Origin of the sequence: Moraxella caprae DSM 19149, assembly GCF_000426885.1 — a bacterium.
GTDB lineage: Bacteria > Pseudomonadota > Gammaproteobacteria > Pseudomonadales > Moraxellaceae > Moraxella > Moraxella caprae.
Window position 1 is genome coordinate 37,530 of record NZ_AUGF01000005.1, and the last position, 17,667, is coordinate 55,196.

Annotated in this window: 17 protein-coding genes and 1 tRNA gene; 3 read left to right on the forward strand and 15 right to left on the reverse strand. The window is 42.6% G+C overall.

Going from position 1 to position 17,667, the window contains the following annotated elements:
* Positions 1 to 22: 22 nt before the first annotated feature.
* The 6 genes from glyQ to K941_RS0101600 all read right to left on the reverse strand — a co-directional run bounded on the left by glyQ (position 23) and on the right by K941_RS0101600 (position 7,950).
* The gene (glyQ, locus tag K941_RS0101575) at positions 23 to 976 is read right to left on the reverse strand and encodes a glycine--tRNA ligase subunit alpha (protein ID WP_029102227.1); all 954 of its coding nucleotides are present in this window, start codon (positions 974 to 976) and stop codon (positions 23 to 25) included.
* 186 nt (positions 977 to 1,162) lie between these two features.
* Positions 1,163 to 1,248 (reverse strand) — tRNA-Leu (locus tag K941_RS0101580).
* A 129-nt stretch (positions 1,249 to 1,377) separates the two neighbouring features.
* Positions 1,378 to 3,738, reverse strand: coding sequence for a phosphoenolpyruvate synthase (gene ppsA, locus K941_RS0101585; protein ID WP_036387206.1), 2,361 nt, complete (start codon positions 3,736 to 3,738; stop codon positions 1,378 to 1,380).
* Between the two features lie 129 nt (positions 3,739 to 3,867).
* Positions 3,868 to 5,136, reverse strand: coding sequence for a GDSL-type esterase/lipase family protein (locus tag K941_RS14355; RefSeq protein ID WP_051225786.1), 1,269 nt, complete (start codon positions 5,134 to 5,136; stop codon positions 3,868 to 3,870).
* 31 nt (positions 5,137 to 5,167) lie between these two features.
* Positions 5,168 to 6,370, reverse strand: a complete 1,203-nt coding sequence (locus K941_RS0101595; protein WP_051225787.1) for an SGNH/GDSL hydrolase family protein — start codon at positions 6,368 to 6,370, stop codon at positions 5,168 to 5,170.
* Positions 6,371 to 6,393: 23 nt separating this feature from the next.
* Positions 6,394 to 7,950 carry an MBOAT family O-acyltransferase gene (locus tag K941_RS0101600; RefSeq protein ID WP_036387207.1) on the reverse strand — a complete coding sequence of 519 codons (1,557 nt, stop codon included), beginning with the start codon at positions 7,948 to 7,950 and terminating at the stop codon, positions 6,394 to 6,396.
* 317 nt (positions 7,951 to 8,267) lie between these two features.
* Here K941_RS0101600 and ppsR point away from each other — a divergent pair, with 317 nt between their 5' ends.
* From ppsR to sthA, 3 genes are read left to right on the forward strand one after another with little or no spacing between them, the layout of a single operon-like run.
* Positions 8,268 to 9,143: a posphoenolpyruvate synthetase regulatory kinase/phosphorylase PpsR gene (gene ppsR / locus K941_RS0101605; RefSeq protein ID WP_051225788.1), complete on the forward strand. Its 876-nt coding sequence runs from the start codon at positions 8,268 to 8,270 to the stop codon at positions 9,141 to 9,143.
* 39 nt (positions 9,144 to 9,182) lie between these two features.
* Positions 9,183 to 9,551, forward strand: coding sequence for a DUF4377 domain-containing protein (locus K941_RS0101610; protein WP_029102232.1), 369 nt, complete (start codon positions 9,183 to 9,185; stop codon positions 9,549 to 9,551).
* A 25-nt stretch (positions 9,552 to 9,576) separates the two neighbouring features.
* Positions 9,577 to 11,202: a Si-specific NAD(P)(+) transhydrogenase gene (gene sthA / locus K941_RS0101615; protein ID WP_228130346.1), complete on the forward strand. Its 1,626-nt coding sequence runs from the start codon at positions 9,577 to 9,579 to the stop codon at positions 11,200 to 11,202.
* Positions 11,203 to 11,368: 166 nt separating this feature from the next.
* Here the strand turns inward: sthA and K941_RS0101620 are convergent, their stop codons facing one another.
* From K941_RS0101620 to K941_RS0101660, 9 genes are all read right to left on the reverse strand, one after another.
* Positions 11,369 to 11,941 (reverse strand): YceI family protein, encoded by a 573-nt coding sequence (locus tag K941_RS0101620; protein WP_029102234.1) that lies wholly within the window; start codon positions 11,939 to 11,941, stop codon positions 11,369 to 11,371.
* A gap of 150 nt (positions 11,942 to 12,091) precedes the next feature.
* Entirely contained in the window at positions 12,092 to 13,078 is a 987-nt protein-coding gene (locus K941_RS0101625; protein WP_084137640.1) for an RsiV family protein, read from the reverse strand.
* 369 nt (positions 13,079 to 13,447) lie between these two features.
* A complete protein-coding gene (gene leuB, locus K941_RS0101630) occupies positions 13,448 to 14,515 on the reverse strand; it encodes a 3-isopropylmalate dehydrogenase (protein WP_029102236.1) in 1,068 nt (355 codons plus the stop codon).
* 23 nt (positions 14,516 to 14,538) lie between these two features.
* Positions 14,539 to 14,919 (reverse strand): hypothetical protein, encoded by a 381-nt coding sequence (locus K941_RS0101635; RefSeq protein WP_029102237.1) that lies wholly within the window; start codon positions 14,917 to 14,919, stop codon positions 14,539 to 14,541.
* A 24-nt stretch (positions 14,920 to 14,943) separates the two neighbouring features.
* Positions 14,944 to 15,594 (reverse strand): 3-isopropylmalate dehydratase small subunit, encoded by a 651-nt coding sequence (gene leuD / locus K941_RS0101640; protein ID WP_029102238.1) that lies wholly within the window; start codon positions 15,592 to 15,594, stop codon positions 14,944 to 14,946.
* Positions 15,595 to 15,681: 87 nt separating this feature from the next.
* Positions 15,682 to 16,137 (reverse strand): type II toxin-antitoxin system VapC family toxin, encoded by a 456-nt coding sequence (locus K941_RS14360; RefSeq protein ID WP_051225789.1) that lies wholly within the window; start codon positions 16,135 to 16,137, stop codon positions 15,682 to 15,684.
* Positions 16,121 to 16,345 (reverse strand): hypothetical protein, encoded by a 225-nt coding sequence (locus tag K941_RS0101650; protein WP_036387210.1) that lies wholly within the window; start codon positions 16,343 to 16,345, stop codon positions 16,121 to 16,123. Before K941_RS0101650 ends, K941_RS14360 begins: the two co-directional genes overlap by 17 nt.
* 13 nt (positions 16,346 to 16,358) lie before the next feature.
* Positions 16,359 to 16,892, reverse strand: a complete 534-nt coding sequence (locus tag K941_RS0101655) for a YbhB/YbcL family Raf kinase inhibitor-like protein (protein ID WP_029102240.1) — start codon at positions 16,890 to 16,892, stop codon at positions 16,359 to 16,361.
* Between the two features lie 95 nt (positions 16,893 to 16,987).
* A complete protein-coding gene (locus tag K941_RS0101660; protein ID WP_029102241.1) occupies positions 16,988 to 17,650 on the reverse strand; it encodes a DUF4272 domain-containing protein in 663 nt (220 codons plus the stop codon).
* Positions 17,651 to 17,667 lie beyond the last annotated feature (17 nt).

Genomic DNA, 17,667 nt, shown 5'->3' on the forward strand with positions numbered 1-17,667 from the left:
CAAAAAGGTTGTGATGGTCAAATCAATCTTCTTCTTTGGCAAGCCATTTTTCAAGAGCTTCTGCTTTATGTTCTTCATCAGCAAGCACAAAGCCCAGTTTAGCACGAGCTTGCACATAGCTGACCGCCACTTTTCTTGCCAAAGTCCGCACTCGCAAAATAAATCTTTGGCGTTCGGTAACCGAAATCGCCCCACGAGCGTCCAGTAGGTTAAAGGTATGGCTTGCTTTTAGCACCATTTCATAGGCAGGCAGGGGCAGATTTACGCCCACCAGACGTTCGGCTTCATGCTCATAAAAGTCAAATAATTCAAAAAGTTTGGCAACGTCTGCATATTCAAAATTATAGGTAGATTGCTCCACTTCGTTTTGGTGAAACACATCGCCATAAGTTACACGCCCAAACTCGCCGTCCGTCCACACAAGGTCATAGACGCTGTCCACACCCTGAATGTACATGGCAAGGCGTTCAAGCCCATAAGTAATCTCGCCCGTTACAGGGAAACACTCAATACCCCCAACCTGCTGAAAATAGGTAAACTGGGTAACTTCCATACCATTTAGCCACACTTCCCAGCCAAGCCCCCACGCTCCAAGCGTTGGACTCTCCCAATTGTCTTCCACAAAACGCACGTCATGGGTTAGTGTATCAATACCCAACGCCTGCAAAGAGCCCAAATACAGCTCTTGGATATTGGCAGGGTTTGGTTTTAAGACGACTTGGAACTGGTAATAATGTTGCAAGCGGTTGGGGTTGTCGCCATAACGCCCGTCTGTGGGACGGCGAGACGGCTGAACGTAGGCGGCGTTCCATTTTTCGGGGGTTAAAGCACGCAAAAATGTAGCGGTGTGAAACGTCCCTGCCCCCATTTCCATGTCATAAGGTTGCAAGACCACACAGCCACGCTCTGCCCAGTAGTTTTGTAGAGTTAGGATAATTTGTTGAAAGGTAAGTGGTTGTTTTGATGTTTGTGTCATGGTCATCACTTTTGGCTTTGGTAAATGAGTTATTTTAACACAAATGGATAGGATAAAAAATGGTTATAATTTTAAGTTGTTAAGATTTTTACAGATAAATGGCGAATGACAGAGCAGATTAAAGGGTTGGGGATATGATTTTGCTTTTAAAAACAAAAAACCCTTGAAAAATCAAGGGTTTATAGTTGGTACCAGTGGTCGGACTCGAACCGACACGCTTATTAGGCAACGGATTTTGAATCCGTCGTGTCTACCAATTTCACCACACTGGCATGAGCGGTTAGCTTGTTTGCTATGGGTGCGTATTATAGCTTATTTTAAAATTTCGTCAAGGGGTTTTTATAAAAATTTTAAAATTATTTTAAAGACTGGACTGATTGGACAGCCCAATCTTATAGGTATTATTTATCCGCCAAAAATAACCAAGTATCCAGCACCGTATCAGGATTTAGTGATACTGAGCTGATACCCTGCTCCATGAGCCATTTGGCGAGGTCTGGGTGGTCGGACGGTCCTTGACCGCAAATGCCGACATACTTGCCTTGCTTGCGACACGCTTCAATCGCCATGCCAAGCAGTTTTTTGACCGCAGGGTCTCGCTCATCAAACAAGTGCGACACAATGCCACTATCACGGTCAAGCCCTAGCGTAAGCTGAGTTAGGTCGTTTGAACCGATTGAAAAACCGTCAAAGTATTGCAAGAATTCATCAGCAAGCAAGGCATTGGTTGGCAACTCGCACATCATGATGATTTCAAGAGAATTTTCGCCACGTTTTAGCCCATTTTTTTCAAGTAATTCAATGACTTGGCGGGCTTCGCCTGTGGTACGCACAAACGGAATCATGATTTTGACGTTGGTTAGCCCCATGTCATCACGGACGTATTTCAACGCACGGCATTCAAGCTCAAAGCAATCACGGAAATTGTCCGAAATATAACGGCTCGCCCCACGGAAACCGAGCATGGGGTTTTCTTCGTGTGGTTCGTACAACTTACCGCCGATTAGGTTGGCGTATTCGTTGGATTTAAAATCGCTCATACGCACGATGACAGGCTTGTCTTTAAACGCTACGGCAAGCGTTGAGATGCCTTCGATGAGTTTGTTGATATAAAACTCCACAGGCGAGTTGTACCCTGCGATACGCTCAAACACTTGGGCTTGGGTCTCTTGGGGCAAGGTGTCCACGTTAAGCAAGGCTTTTGGGTGTACGCCAATCATGCGGTTGATGATAAATTCTAAGCGAGCCAAGCCCACGCCTTCGTTCGGGATTTGGGCAAAGTCAAAGGCACGGTCGGGGTTGCCCACGTTCATCATAACCTTAAAGCCAAGCTTGGGCATACTGGCGACAGAATTTTTTTGCACCTCAAAATCCAAAACACCGTCATAAATAAAGCCTGTATCCCCTTCGGCACACGATACCGTTACCGCTTGTCCGTCCGTCAAAAGCTCGGTGGCATTACCACAACCGACAATGGCAGGTACGCCAAGCTCACGAGCGATAATCGCCGCATGGCAGGTACGTCCGCCACGGTTTGTGATAATCGCACTGGCACGCTTCATCACAGGTTCCCAATCGGGGTCGGTCATGTCAGATACCAGCACATCGCCGTCTTGAACTTTGCTCATCTCGTTCAAATTCGTTACGATACGCACCTTGCCTGCACCGACACGCTGACCAATAGAACGCCCTTCGCATAGCACTTTTGCCCCCTTGCTATTGATGACGTAACGCTCCATGCTGGTTTTGTCTTGGCGAGATTTGACGGTCTCGGGGCGAGCTTGTACGATGAAAAGCTCATTAGTATCGCCGTCTTTTGCCCACTCAATGTCCATAGGACAGCCGTAGTGTTTTTCAATGATAAGGGCTTGTTTGGCAAGGCGAGTTAGCTCATCGGTATTTAGGGCAAACTGCTGACGGTCGGCTTTTTCTACGTCCACGATTTTGGTTGAGCGTTTGGTCGTGCCTTCATCGCCATAGACCATTTTGATGTGTTTTGAACCAAGATTACGGCGAACCACCGCAGGGCGGTTTTCGGCAAGAAGTTTTTTGGATAAATAAAACTCATCAGGATTTACCGCCCCTTGCACCACCATTTCGCCCAAGCCATAGCTTGCCGTGATAAATACCACATCATTAAATCCACTTTCGGTGTCAATCGTGAACATCACGCCAGACGTGCCCGTCTCCGAGCGTACCATACGCTGAACGCCTGCCGACAACGCCACGCCTGCGTGTTCAAAGCCTTTGTGTACACGATAGGCAATCGCACGGTCGTTATAAAGGCTTGCAAACACTTCTTTGATGGCAATCAGCACGTTGTCAATGCCACGAATGTTAAGGAATGTCTCTTGCTGACCTGCAAAAGACGCATCAGGCAAATCCTCGGCAGTCGCTGACGAACGCACCGCCACCGCCACATCTTGACCGCCTGTAAGCGCATCAAATGCCGTGCGAATCTCGTCTTCTAAGTCTTTTGGCAATGCTTGGGCGATGACCCAACCACGCACTTTTGCCCCCACTTCGGCAAGTTTTTCGACATCATCAACGTCCAAGCCTTTTAGTTCAGCATTGATTTTGTCAAGCAAACCTGTTTCGTTCAAAAAGCGGTTAAACGCCTCTGCGGTCGTGGCAAAGCCGTTTGGCACAGACACGCCAACATTGGCAAGGTTGCTAATCATCTCGCCCAAAGACGCATTTTTGCCACCGACAATCTCAACATCGTCTTTACCAAGTTTGTTAAAAGGGATAACTTGTGCCATACGAACACCTTTTTTAATCTATGAAATTTGTCAAATTATAACGATAAATTTGCCAATACTCAATTTTATTTTTTATAAAAATGAGTGTATTTATTATCTAAATACACTCATTTCAACCTTTTGATAAGACTAATTAACTCGTTCAATGCGGATAAACCCCCGCCCTTGACCGCCCTGCCCTGAGTTGATACTCGGCACATCATTGGGGGTGTATGTCGGAGTGGTGTTAGGATGCGTGGCATTGGGGTACTGCGTGAGGGCTTGCGTTTGTAATGCCAATAACTCATTTGCCAACTCATTGCCCAGACGAGTGTAGCCTGACTGGCTAAAATGCACGCCATCTTTACTGGCAAGCCCACGATTTATCCACGATTTCATGGTGCAAGAGCCACCCATCACCCCTTGCCAATCCCAGTAGAGCGTACGTTCGGCTTGGGCGACTTGCCGTTGGGCAGTCTGCACGTCTGTGAGCGTGGCAGGGCGTGTGCCACAGCTTCCGCCTGTGCTTTTTAGAGCTTCTGGCGAGCCTAACACCATGACCGCCGAACGTGGGCTGACGGCACGGATTTGGCGGATTTTTTCGGTCAAAGTCGTACGCACGCTCTCGCCTGAAACACCATTATAGGCTTCATTGGTGCCATAGGCGAGTACGATGAGCGTGGGGCGAATGGTGGCAAGCTCGCTTTGCCATGCCTGCGTATTCCACCTATTCCAATGCGACAGCTCAGAGCCATTGATACCCAATGCCGACACCACCGCCCCACGCCCACTAGGATTAAACGCCCACCAACCGCCAATCGCCGAGCCTGTGGCATTATCATTATAAATGGTAAACGGCAAATTCACGTCCACGCTCACCATCTGCCATGTACCGTCCTTACGTGCCGTCTCTAACACAAACCGCTTACCATAAGCGTCCACCCCTGTAAATCTGCCGTCTGTCGGTTGCTGACGAATGCTCACCCAAATACGCTGAGCAGGTTCTGCCCCTTTTTTGGGTTTTAGAGTGAGGCTTGCCCCATTGACCTTGGGTCTGGCAATCAGTCCGCCCAGCGTATAGTACTCGCTTTGGTTGGTACGGCTAGAAATTGGCGAAAAATCGACATTATCATAGCTAAACCGTGTCATACGCTGACCGCTAAAATACATCGGCATCGCCCAGCCCATGCCACCATCGCCCATCACGCCCTGCAAGCGATTTCTTAGAGCGTCCGTCATGGTATCGCCGGCGGTGTGGCTGTCGCCCAGTTGGACGATATGCACCGAGTGATTTGCCATTGCCTGTGCTAGGGCATTGGTGTTGGATTCACCAAAATTGGCTAGATTGGCATGAGCCGATACCGACACGCACGCCATGATTAATAAGGTAAGCTTAAAGCTAAATTTTGTTAAATTCATGAATACTCTTTTTAGTTATCAAATGATAATATCACTCAATGATTAAATAAGATTGCACTTCTTTGGCAAGAATCCGCTGACCATCGCCAGAAAAATGAACGCCATCAGTGCTACGCATTTTAATATTTTTGCCATCTTTTTCAAGATAATCATTGTAAATATTATTGCACCCACCCATAATAGGGCGTGCATCAATCACTTTAACATTATGACGAGCCAGCTCATTCATCATCACATCATTGAGCTGAACCATTTTTTCATTTAATTTATTTTTTTTCATATTTGGCGGCGTTACCCAAATCACACCCACCTGTCTTTCTTTGGCAAAATCCAATATATCTTTCATGCGTGCCTGATATTCTGCTATCCATTCTTCGCTATTAAATTTTAGGTATTTTCCCTGTTTATCTGGTATATCCCAAGGGTCATTTGCCCCAAGCATGATGATGAGTACTTTAATATTGCTATCTGACCTCAAAGTATTTTTAATGGTGCTATTCCAATCAAAGAATTTAGGATATGCCAAGCCGGTACTTTGTTTGCTAAGATTGATCGAATCTACGCCTAAGCCCTGTAAATATTTTTGCATATGTGGGGCAATGCCCTGCATCATCGAATCGCCAGCAAAAAATACCTTTTGGCTTTTATTTAACGTTAAGGATTGTTCTAATTCATTTTGGGCTTGATTTTCTTTTAGGTCTTGGGCTTTTAATTGCCTTTCTTGCTCTTGGCGTAATTGCTCTTGGCGTGCTTTTTCTGCCATTTGGGCTTTATAAGCAGGGGTATAGGCATAATTATCATTAAACTCATCAATCATACTTTTATTCATATTGTCGATATTATTGGCAATATTATCATGCAAGGTATATAACCCATCGCCAATATTGCCCCCTTTTTGCCATAAAGGGTGATTGATTAGATTTAATGGACTAGGCTGATGATAAGTTTGTAGATAATAGGCATTGATTGATTTTTGCATTATCCAAATACCCATGACGGTAGATAATACCAAAAACATGAGCGTGTTAATAAAGGATTGTTTAAAATTATCATCTGGTTTAATTAATTCATTATCCCAATCATCACTATCTTCTTGATAAATGATTTCTTCTTCTGTATTTTCTTTATCAATGATTTTTGTATCAATATTTTTATTTTCTTGATTAATGTCATTTTGACCATCAATATCAGCCTTGTCAATATGATTAATCTCATCTTGTTTGTTTTCGCTCATGATAATACCCTTTATCTTATCTTTTAGAAATTTGCATAAATAAAACCGGGAATGCCAGACGGAGCCAAAATTACCACCGCCATAAATATCATAAAGCATAACACATAAAAAATCACACTTGGCATTTTAAGTATCAGCCGACCTACATTTTTTTGATGACGATGAAATAATGGATAAACCAGCCATGCCAATGCCAATATCGCCAATAGATAAAGCGGATTATTGGTCCATGCTACATTAATATGATTAGAAAATAAAGCATTAAAAACCAATAATGCTTCATCTAATGTTGTCGCTCTAAAAAACACAAAAGCAAATACCACAAAATGCACAGTAATTAATACGCCTAGCGTTTTACCAATGATGCCTGTATTTGTCAAAAAATTACGCCCTTTGGCATGACCGCTTATTTTTTGGCAAGCCAAATCTCCAACATTTAATAAAGCAATGGCTAAGGCGTGTAACAACCCCCAAAAGAAAAAGTTAAAGGTTGAGCCATGCCAAATCCCTGATAACACCATCGCAATAATAAGATTAATCTGGGTAAACCAAAAACCCTTTCTGCTACCGCCTAAGGGAATATAAATATAATCTCGTATCCATGTTGATAAACTAATATGCCATCTGTCCCAAAAATCTCTAATATTATGAGCCAATAATGGGGCATTAAAATTCATGGGTAAGCGAAAACCAAGCAATAACCCAAATGCCACCATCATCTCACTATATCCTGAAAAATCCAAAAATAATTGCAAGGTATAACCATAAATGGCAGTCAATACTTCCAAGCTGTGGAATCCTGTGGGATTGGCAAAAACGGGATTGACCCAATTATCCGCCAAATATCCTGCCAGCCACCATTTTTTGGCAAGGGCAAGCACAATCAAGGCAAAGGCGATTTTTGGGTATAATAATTGGCGTGGCTCTGGCTCATTTAATTGGTCATACATCCCACAAGGCTTACCCATAATGTCAATCAAACCTTTAGTTTCATTAACACGGGTAATCGGACCTGCCGAAACTGTGGCAAAAAACGAAAAGTGCGTTAATGCTTGCCAAAAATATAAATAAGAAATAGGATTTTCATTATTTTCATCTTGTTTTTCTTGCTCGCTTTGTTTAGTTTGTTCATTTTTCTCATAAACCACGCTTTGTCGGTAAAGCGTTACCAAATAACTAATGGCTTGAAATGAATAATAAGAAACACCCAATGGAAAAATAATATTTGCCATAAGTCCCGTATTATCTAATTGCCACATCTCCAAAGCACGAATAATATTAGCACGGAAAAATTCATAATATTTAAATACAGATAAATTTATCAAAGTGATGATAATACCCGTCGTCATCCACGTTTTTTTGTGATGACTGATGATGATTTGCCGAGCAATGAAATAAATGACAATGCCAGAAACAAACAGTATGCCAACTGCCATCATGCCTGCCATCAAATAAATAATGGCATGGCTGATAATGAGCAACAGCATATTTTGAATGTCTGGTCTTTTTTTAAATGCCCAATAAAGCATAAAAAATGCTATGAACAATAAAGCAAATTCTACCGATAAAAATGAAAACATTACAATCCTTGGTCATAAACCATCTGAGAAATCATGAATACATCTTACCAAAAGATGTAATTGTTATTATGGTTGATACCGTCTTTTATACATCTACACTTTTTATATTTACAAAAATAAACTTATTTTAACAAAATTACCAAAAATTCGCAATGGGATTTCTTGCACTTTTATGCTGTTTTATTAATAGTTATTTGCTTGCCACGTTCTTTGCTCATCATACCGCAGTTGATAATTTTCTCTACAAAACCCCCTGTTTTTGTGCTATACTCTCATTTAAGTTTACCCATGTATGGCACAGGACATAAAGGATAGCCATGTACGTTCACACCCCCACACCCAGCCAACAAGACGAGCAGTTTAAAGCCCCCGAGATACTTCGCAGTGCTTTTTTCATCTCTGATGGCACCGCCATCACTGCCGAGACACTTGGACGATCACTGCTTAGCCAGTTTGGTAATGTCAAATTTGACGTCAAAATCATCCCCTATGTGGACACTCCCGAGTTGGCTTATGAAGCGGTCAAACGCATCAACGAAGCTCATCGTTTATCAGGACTTAAACCCTTAGTTTTTGACACCATCGTTAGCGATGAGATTCGCAGTATCATCAATGGGGCGGACGCCACCAACCTTGACATCTATGAAGGGTTAATTACCCGCATTGCCAATGAAATAGGCGAGGCTCCTGACTCCCATGCAGGCATGGCACACGGACAAGTGGACAGCGAAGACTATAAGGCAAGGATTGACGCGGTGCATTTTGCCTTGGATAATGACGACGGGGCAAGAACCAATCACTATGACGGGGCAGACATCATCCTAGTTGGCTTATCACGCTCAGGCAAGACCCCCACAAGCCTATATCTTGCCTTGCAGTTTGGCATTCGTGCCGCCAACTATCCTTTGACTGAAGATGACCTAGATAGTAGCAATCTACCCAAAGTGTTACAGTCCTATCGCCACAAACTGTTTGGTCTGACCATTGACACTGAACGATTGGTGCGTATCCGCCAAGAGCGAAAAGCAGGCTCTCGCTATGCCTCCCTTGCCCAGTGCCAAGAAGAACAGCGTGCCATCCAAGCCATCTACACCGCCCAAAAAATCCCCAACCTTAATGTATCAGAAATGAGCGTTGAAGAGATTGCCACACGGATTTTACAAATTACAGGTTTGGCACGGCGAATTGGCTGATTTTTAAAATATTTAAAACTGATAAACCCTGAGAAAAATATGAAACATCGCTACTTGCTACTCTTACCCCTAACACTCATCATCTCTTTGAGTGCCTGCCAAAGTCGTCCTCCTGTGCCTGAGCCACGTTATACCCCTAATGTCGCCCTAAATGCCAGTGAAACACTAGAAGTCATGCCTTATCGCAGTGCTTGCCATTCTGCCACACCCATGCAATGCCTACTGGTCAAGCCCGTCGGGGCAGATGATGATAAGCTGTTCGGTATTGGCTATAATGACATCATTGGCTTTACGCCAACTGTTGGCACCGCCTACACCATTAAGGTGCGTCAAGAGATAGACCAAAATACTGGTAAACCCACAGGACTGTGGCAGTTAGATGAGATTTTAACGCAAAATATTCGTTAATTAAAATAAACAAAAAGGTAATATCATGACCAAAACCAACCCCACCGAGACGGTAAGTAAATCCCCAAACCCTGCCAAAAATGAGACCAAGGCAGAACACGCCATCAAAGAACAAGCCAAACGTTCCGCCCTACCCGAAGCAGAAATCAAAACCCCTGACAGCACAAACACGCCAGCTCATGAAGAGCATGACCTCAGTCACCCGCTAATTAGCCCCCTTGACGGTCAGCGTATCGCCATCGCTCCCCAAAAACGCAAAGCCCGTCACGGCTTTGAATATGACGCCGTGGTGCTAGGAGCAGGGCCTGCTGGTGAAGCAGCAGCGATGAAGCTTGCCAAATCAGGACTCAAAGTGGCAGTCATCGACCCCCGTGACCAAGTAGGCGGCAACTGTGCTCATGTCGGCACCATTCCCAGTAAGGCGCTTCGCCAATCGGTGTTTAACATCATCAGCATGAGACGTGACCCCATTTTTAGCTCATTTACCGACAACTTTCAGGTTCCCCTAAATAAGGTGTTAAGCAAAGCACGGCGAGTGATTGCCAGTCAAGTCAATACCCATAAGCTATTTTATGAGCGTAACCGTGTTGAGATTATCCAAGGTTGGGGGCGTTTTATTGACAAAAACACCCTAGAAGTTGAACAGGTTCATGGCGAAGGTGCCAAGACAGTTACCTTTGAAAAGGCAGTCATTGCCGTGGGTTCACGCCCCTACCGTCCTGACCTGCTTGACTTTGACCACCCCCGTGTCTTTGACTCAGATAAGATTTTGCAAATGGACTATGTCGCTCGTAAAATCATCATCTACGGGGCAGGCGTGATTGGCTGTGAGTATGCGTCCATCTTTACAGGCTTAGGCTATGTCGTTGATTTGATTAATAACAAAGAACAACTGCTAAGCTACCTTGATGATGAAATCTCAGACGCCCTATCGCACGACTTTCGTCAGTTTGGTGTGCGTATTCGTAGCAACGAAGAGATTGAACGCCTAGAAACCTTTGATGACTGCGTGATCTTGCACCTAAAAAGCGGTAAAAAAATCAAATCCGACGCCATCCTTTGGTGTAACGGACGTTCGGGCAACACCGACGGGCTTAATCTAGAAGCGGTTGGCTTATCTGCCAACAGTCGTGGACAGCTTGAAGTTGACCAAACCTACCGCACCAAAGCTGAGCATATCTATGCCGTGGGCGATGTCATCGGCTGGCCGTCTTTGGCGTCCGCTGCCTACGACCAAGGGCGAAATGCCGCCGGCTTTATGGTGGGTGATAAACACGCCGAGTTTGTCAATAGCGTGCCTACTGGCATCTATACCATTCCTGAGATTTCAAGCATTGGGGCGACCGAAGAAGACTTAACCCGTGACCAAATCCCTTATGAAGTCGGACAAGCCTTTTTCAAACATCTGGCTCGCTCCCAAATCATCGGTGAACGTTCAGGCGTACTAAAAATCTTATTCCACCGTGAAACTTTGCAAATCCTAGGCATTCACTGCTACGGCAACCACGCCTCCGAGATTATCCACATCGGGCAAGCGGTGATGAAGTGTGGTCACACGCTAGAATACTTCATCAACACCACCTTTAACTACCCCACCATGGCAGAAGCCTATCGTGTGGCAGCGTTAAATGGCATGAACCGTATTTTTTAAAGCCCAAAGGACGTGCTCAGCACGTCCCTACGTCCACATGGTTAAATTGTGATAACTTTAAATACCGCCCATATCATTCGCTTTTTATTTTTATAAAACCACAAAAAATCACTCCAACACAATTTGGGGTGATTTTTGATTTTGGTTAAGATTTAGTTAAAACAAATTATTTCTTAGCGGCTTCCACTTGAATGTCAATGCGGACATTTTTTGCCATGCCAACATTCACTAAATAATCCATGCCCCATTTGGTGCGGTCAATGGTCGTGCTAAAATCACCGCCACAAACTTCGGTTTTTGCCATGGGACTGTCATAGCAGTTAAACTTATTGGCATGCAGACGAACAGGGTGCGTTTGACCAAGTAGGGTAAGGTTACCATCTACTGAGCTTAGTTTGCGTACTTTGCCCTTGCCTGTGTAGTTGAATTTGGTAGATTCAAAACGCATGGTGGGGTATTTTTCAGCATCAAACAAATCAGCACTCAGCAGATGTTCGGTAAACTCCTTAGAGCTTGATTGTAGATTTGCCAATGGCAACTCAATGTCAATCTTACCCGTGCGTTTGGCTTTATCAAACTCCATCTCACCTGTCAGACCATACACACCGCCCACGTTGGTGCTGGTTTTAAAATGATCAATAGCAAAACGGGCATTGGTGTGAAATGGGTCAATCTCATAAGTGGCGGCATTTGCCATGCCTGCTAGGGCGACAAGAGACAGTAGGGCTAGCTTTTTCATAACAACTCCTTGGGTTTGACGAATAATGTTATTGGCACAACACCAATGCGATAAATTCTAACAAGACTGATTAGGAAAAACAAGCACGATTAAGAAACGCATTGTCAATGTTTGGTTAATGATACATCAAGGTTTATCCGTTTGGCTTGCCTACTCCGTCTTTTGACCTGCTGCCTCTTTGCTTGCCGACTTTTGGCTTACTGTCTCTTGGTTCGCTGTTTTGGCTGTCTGCTTAGGCAGGTATTCCTCTCGGATAATGCCTTGCAATTTGTCATAAGCAATGACAAGCTCCACAGCTCCCATGGCATAAGGACCCAAATGATAAGGTGCGTACGAGAACACCAACCCATCTTTACCAAAATAGAAATCTTCACTCACATCAAGTGGATAAGTCTCCATATGCCCCGCTATCTCTTCTTCGCTCATCTCATGCCCTTTTAGATAGCTTTGGTATGCATCGCCCATCAAGTCAAACAGCTCTGTCCCACGCTCTGAGTCAAACACTTGGATGTCAGCTAGGGTGATTTGGCTTTGCAAATCCATGTCAAACAAATAATAGTTCATCACCGCCATGCCGTGAGCCCCACCCAAATAAGTATCATGCATTACTGCAAACTGTGCCACTTGGTTGTGCATGCCCAGATATTCAGGGGTAATGCTCCACGAATAGCCCGAAGATATCTCATCTTGGATTTGCGAACGGACAAAATCATCCAAATCACGACGGAATTTGACAAGCTCAGGATTGTCATCGCCCGTCATCTCACGACGCATGATGTCATTTATCCAGCGTGGTTCGATTTTTGCCATCGTCATATTAACACTCGGGCATTGGATGGTGTTTTCATCCCAATTCTCAGGCAATTCAGGCACGCAGTTATTTGTCACATCCTTTGGCAGGGTATAGTCTAATTTTTGTGTCGCAAAGCTGATCTTTTTACCATCTTGACCGCTTACTTTGGCAAGACTACTATCAATCGCTTTTAGTGTCTCGGTTGCTGTCATTGGCTCATTGGCAGGCATGACTTGGCTTTTTTGAGCATCTAGATATTCTACTTGATTGTTTTTGACTGTTTCATCTTGATTACAAGCAGTCATCAACACCGCCAAAGCCAGCACCAATACTTTTTTCATCATCTTACCCCTTTTTAAATTAAAACCGATAGGGCGTGTTGAACATTGGTATTTGCAATGAAAAATGAGAAAAATCGCACGTTTTTCAAGGAAAAAACTTGGGACTGATAGTCATTCTATCAGACAAGTTTTTGACTTCGAGCCACAATCCGACCACTTAAACGGCTAAATTTTTAAGATTTTCACTTAATTTTTTAAATTAAGTGGTCGGATAGCCATTTTTCATGCGAAAATCAATCAAGGCTTTAAATCCCTACCAAGTTTAAATAAAATGTTATCAATGCTCAAGACGCCCTAGCATTGTAAAGCAAAATCAACCACTTGGCAAATAAAAAAGCCCACAATCATGGGCTTTTTGTTAGATTGACAACCTTACAACGCCTGCACCACTTTATCACCCATGTCCGCACAGCCAACCAAAGTCGTGCCGTCTTCATAGATATCCGCCGTGCGATAACCTTGTTCTAGCACTTTTTGTACCGCCTGTTCTACCTGTTTGGCACGGACTTCGTCATTTAAACTATACCGAAGCATCATCGCAAGCGATAAAATGGTCGCCAAAGGGTTTGCCTTATTTTGACCTGCAATGTCAGGAGCAGAGCCGTGGCTTGGCTCATAAAGCCCTTTGCCATTTTCATCAAGGCTTGCCGATGGAAGCATTCCAATAGAGCCTGTCAGCATAGACGCTTGGTCGGAGAGAATGTCGCCAAAGATATTGCCTGTCGCCACCACATCAAATTGCTTGGGGTTTTTGACCAGTTGCATTGCACAATTATCCACATACATATGGCTAAGCTCGACATCCGGATAGTCTTTGGCAACTTCATTAAAAATCTGTCTCCAAAGTTCAGTGGTTTCTAGCACATTGGCTTTATCCACCGAACACAATTTTTTATTTCGTTTTTGGGCAGATTCAAAGGATACTTTGGCAATACGGCGAATCTCGCTCTCGCTATATCGCATGGTATTAAAGCCTTCTCGCTCGCCTTTATCGTTGGTAATAATACCCCGTGGCTCGCCAAAATAAATATCGCCTGTTAATTCTCGTACGATTAAAATATCAAGTCCCGCCACCACTTCTGGCTTTAAAGTGGATGCATTGGCTAATTCTTTATAAAGAATAGCAGGTCGCAGGTTGGCAAATAAATTTAAATCTTTGCGAATTGCCAAAAGCCCTCGCTCTGGGCGTAAGGGGCGGTCTAAATTGTCGTATTGCGGAGAACCCACCGCCCCCAAAAGCACGGCATCGGCTTTTCGTACGATTTCTTGGGTCTCATTAGGATATGGCGAGCCATAAGCATCATAGGCTTCTCCACCCAATTTGGCGTATTCATAAGAAACTTGTAAGCCTTGTTCAATGAGTTTATCCAAAACTTTAACGGCTTGGGCGACAATTTCAGGTCCGATACCATCGCCATTTAGGACTGCAATGTGTTTCATAAAGTGTTCCTTTTTAAAAATTCTTACATTGAATTAAAACCAAATTTAGCACTCTTGTCATAAGAAAGATAAGAATTTGATTGTAAAAATTCATAAATCAAAAGCAACATTTCTTTTCTTTTCTTATGACTGGCTGGTAAACTTTTTGAATGAAATACAAATAATGTATTTGACAGGCGGTCATCATCTATGTTTTCAAAAATTTTCCAATCATTGGAAATATGCTCAACATCAACAATAATTCTCAATTTAGGTGGAGAACCCTCAACTTCCAATATTGCAGTTGTTGGGTTTCCATAACTTGATTTTAATACAGCAATATGCAAATTTCTACTTAAAAAATCATCTGATATTGCCAAATCTTTCAATTCATAAAGTTTTGTCAAAAATTCTTCTTTTGTCATCTTTTAAGTCCTTAAGAATTCAGATTAAGCCATCAATTCCTTAAATACCCAAGGTCTATCCGCACGGGCTTTGTTTTCAAAGGTTTTAATGTCATCGCTATTTTGCAAAGTTAGTCCAATATCATCAAGCCCATTTAATAAACAATGCTTGCGAAATGCATCCACTTCAAAGGCGTATTCTTTACCACTTGGGCTAATCACTTTTTGATTTTGTAAATCAACGGTTAATTGATAACCGACAGTATCAAAACATTCATTAAACAGTTCGTCCACTTCGCTTTCAGACAAAATCACAGGAAGCATACCGTTTTTAAAGCAGTTGTTATAAAAAATATCGGCAAAACTTGGGGCAATCACGGTGCGAAAGCCATATTCATTCAATGCCCAAGGGGCGTGTTCACGAGATGAACCACAGCCAAAATTAGTACGAGCAAGGAGAATCGTTGCACCTTGATAGCGGTCTTGATTTAACACAAAATCAGGATTTTTTGGGCGTTTTGAAATATCCTGCCCCAAATAGCCTTCGTCCAAATAACGCAGTTCATCAAACAAATTATCGCCAAAACCTGTGCGTTTAATGGATTTTAAAAACTGCTTAGGAATAATCAAATCGGTGTCCACATTGGCACGGTCTAATGGGGCAACAATGCCAATTTCGGTGGTGTATTGTTTCATAAGTTTACCTTTTCAATTTCAGTCAATTACCAAACACAATTTTTATAATGCTCGGTTAATTTTTCATCTTTGCTAATTAAAACGCTATTAGACTTCCTGCAAAACCCAAAAATAAGGAAAACCGTTCGTGGTGAGCTTGTCGAACCATAACGGTTTTCCGCCACCCCTCAACAAGCTCGGGGCGAACGGAAAGCCTAGTTTTGCAGGAAGTCTATTATCTAGCATTGCGTGAGCAATAATCAAACGGTCAAATGCATCACGAGTAAAATCACAAGTTAATGCCATATTAACAATATCAAGCCAGTTCTTATGGCAAATCTTTAAATCAACTTCTTCTTGCAAAGCATTGAGAATTTGTTCTGCTGTATCAGTAATTCTTTGTTTTTCATACAGATATTGCAATTCTAACTTAACCATAGGCGAAATAAAAAGATTATTGTTTTCTAAAATATCTAAGGTATTTTTGGAAAACTTTTTTAATTGCCCTGTATATAGCCAAACGACCGTATGAGTATCCAGATAAATATCAGCTTGAGAAATCAAGATTTAACTCCTTTTCCCAACTGATATTAACCAAGTCATCAGAATTGCCAATCACCACATTTGGGCGAGATTTTAATCGTGATAACTTAGGGTATTTTGAATAGTCATCGGCAATTGATTGATTGATTTTTTCAACCAATGCCATTTTATCAGCATTGTCCAAATGCTGTATCATTTGATAATAATGCTCCACAATTTCAATAGGCATTTTAGGCTTCCATTTACCAGTTATAATAAGCCGTCAAACTTGCTGTTGCCAAAACTTTACCATTTAAATTAAAGCCCAAAACCGCAGGGCTAATGCTATTTGGCAAATCAAGGACTTCATTTAGGGCATATAGGGTAAAAATATAACGGTGCGGTTTATCGCCTTTTGGAGGGAATGCCCCAATAAAACCGTCCAGTCCTGCATCATTTTTTAGCTCAATAATACCATTGCCAAACTCATTGGACTTACCTTTTGGTAATTCACTCCACTCAGCAGGAATATTAAACACATTCCAATGCCAAAAGCCACAGCCTGTTGGGGCGTCTGGGTCGTACATTGTTAGCACAAAACTTTTGGTCTCGCTTGGGGCATTTTTCCACGCAAGTTCTGGGCTGATGTTATTACCTGTAAAGCCCCAAATGTTGGCGACATAGTCATTGGACAGCGTGCTACCTTCGCCAATATCATCACAAGTTAGCACCATATTGCCTTTTGGCTGGGTGGGATTGCGTACATCTAGGTAGGTGTTTTGGGCTAAATCGTTCATACAGTTTTCCTTTTAACAATTAAATTCGTCATCAAGACACTTTCTACGGGGTTGGCAATTAGGGTTTTGATAAGTTCGGAATAATTCATTTTACATTAGGTATTTAAATCAGGATTATCCCAATCCGCATCTACTCTAAACAACCAATCCAATCCTGCACGGCGTTCCATTACCACACTTTCAAATAAATTTACTTCTTTACCGTTAATACGAGCATTCACACACGCCCAATGATAACGATAAATCAAATCGGCTTGGTCTAAAATTTCATCCAAAGAACGCATTTTGATTTTTGATAAAAATTCATCCATATTGGCATTATTAGAAACCACATCAATTGCAAAATGACATTCATCGTGGGTCATGGGTTCATTGGGGAATTTTAATTCATCAATTAAACCCAATGCCCATAATAATGCCCAACACGCTTCATATTTCCAAGTCATGTTAAGCAAATCTTGTTCATCGCCTTTTTGCTCAAAGACAATCAACTCTTTTTCGGTTAAATTATCAATTTGAAATTGCTTTAATGGTTTTTGATAAAAAATAACAACTTCTACATCATAATCATCATTTCTTTGGTCAAAACTTGCTTGAATGCACAGCATACAGGCGATTAAGCGTTTTGCGATTTCCAATGGTGTTTTTAATTCAGCTTCGCTTTCATCTTCTATGACTGGCAAACAATCAATATGGGCAATACCTTCATTTTTGAGTTTTTCAATAGAAAGCTGTTTGCGTTGCTCTGCGGTTTTCATAAAAATACCTTTATTTT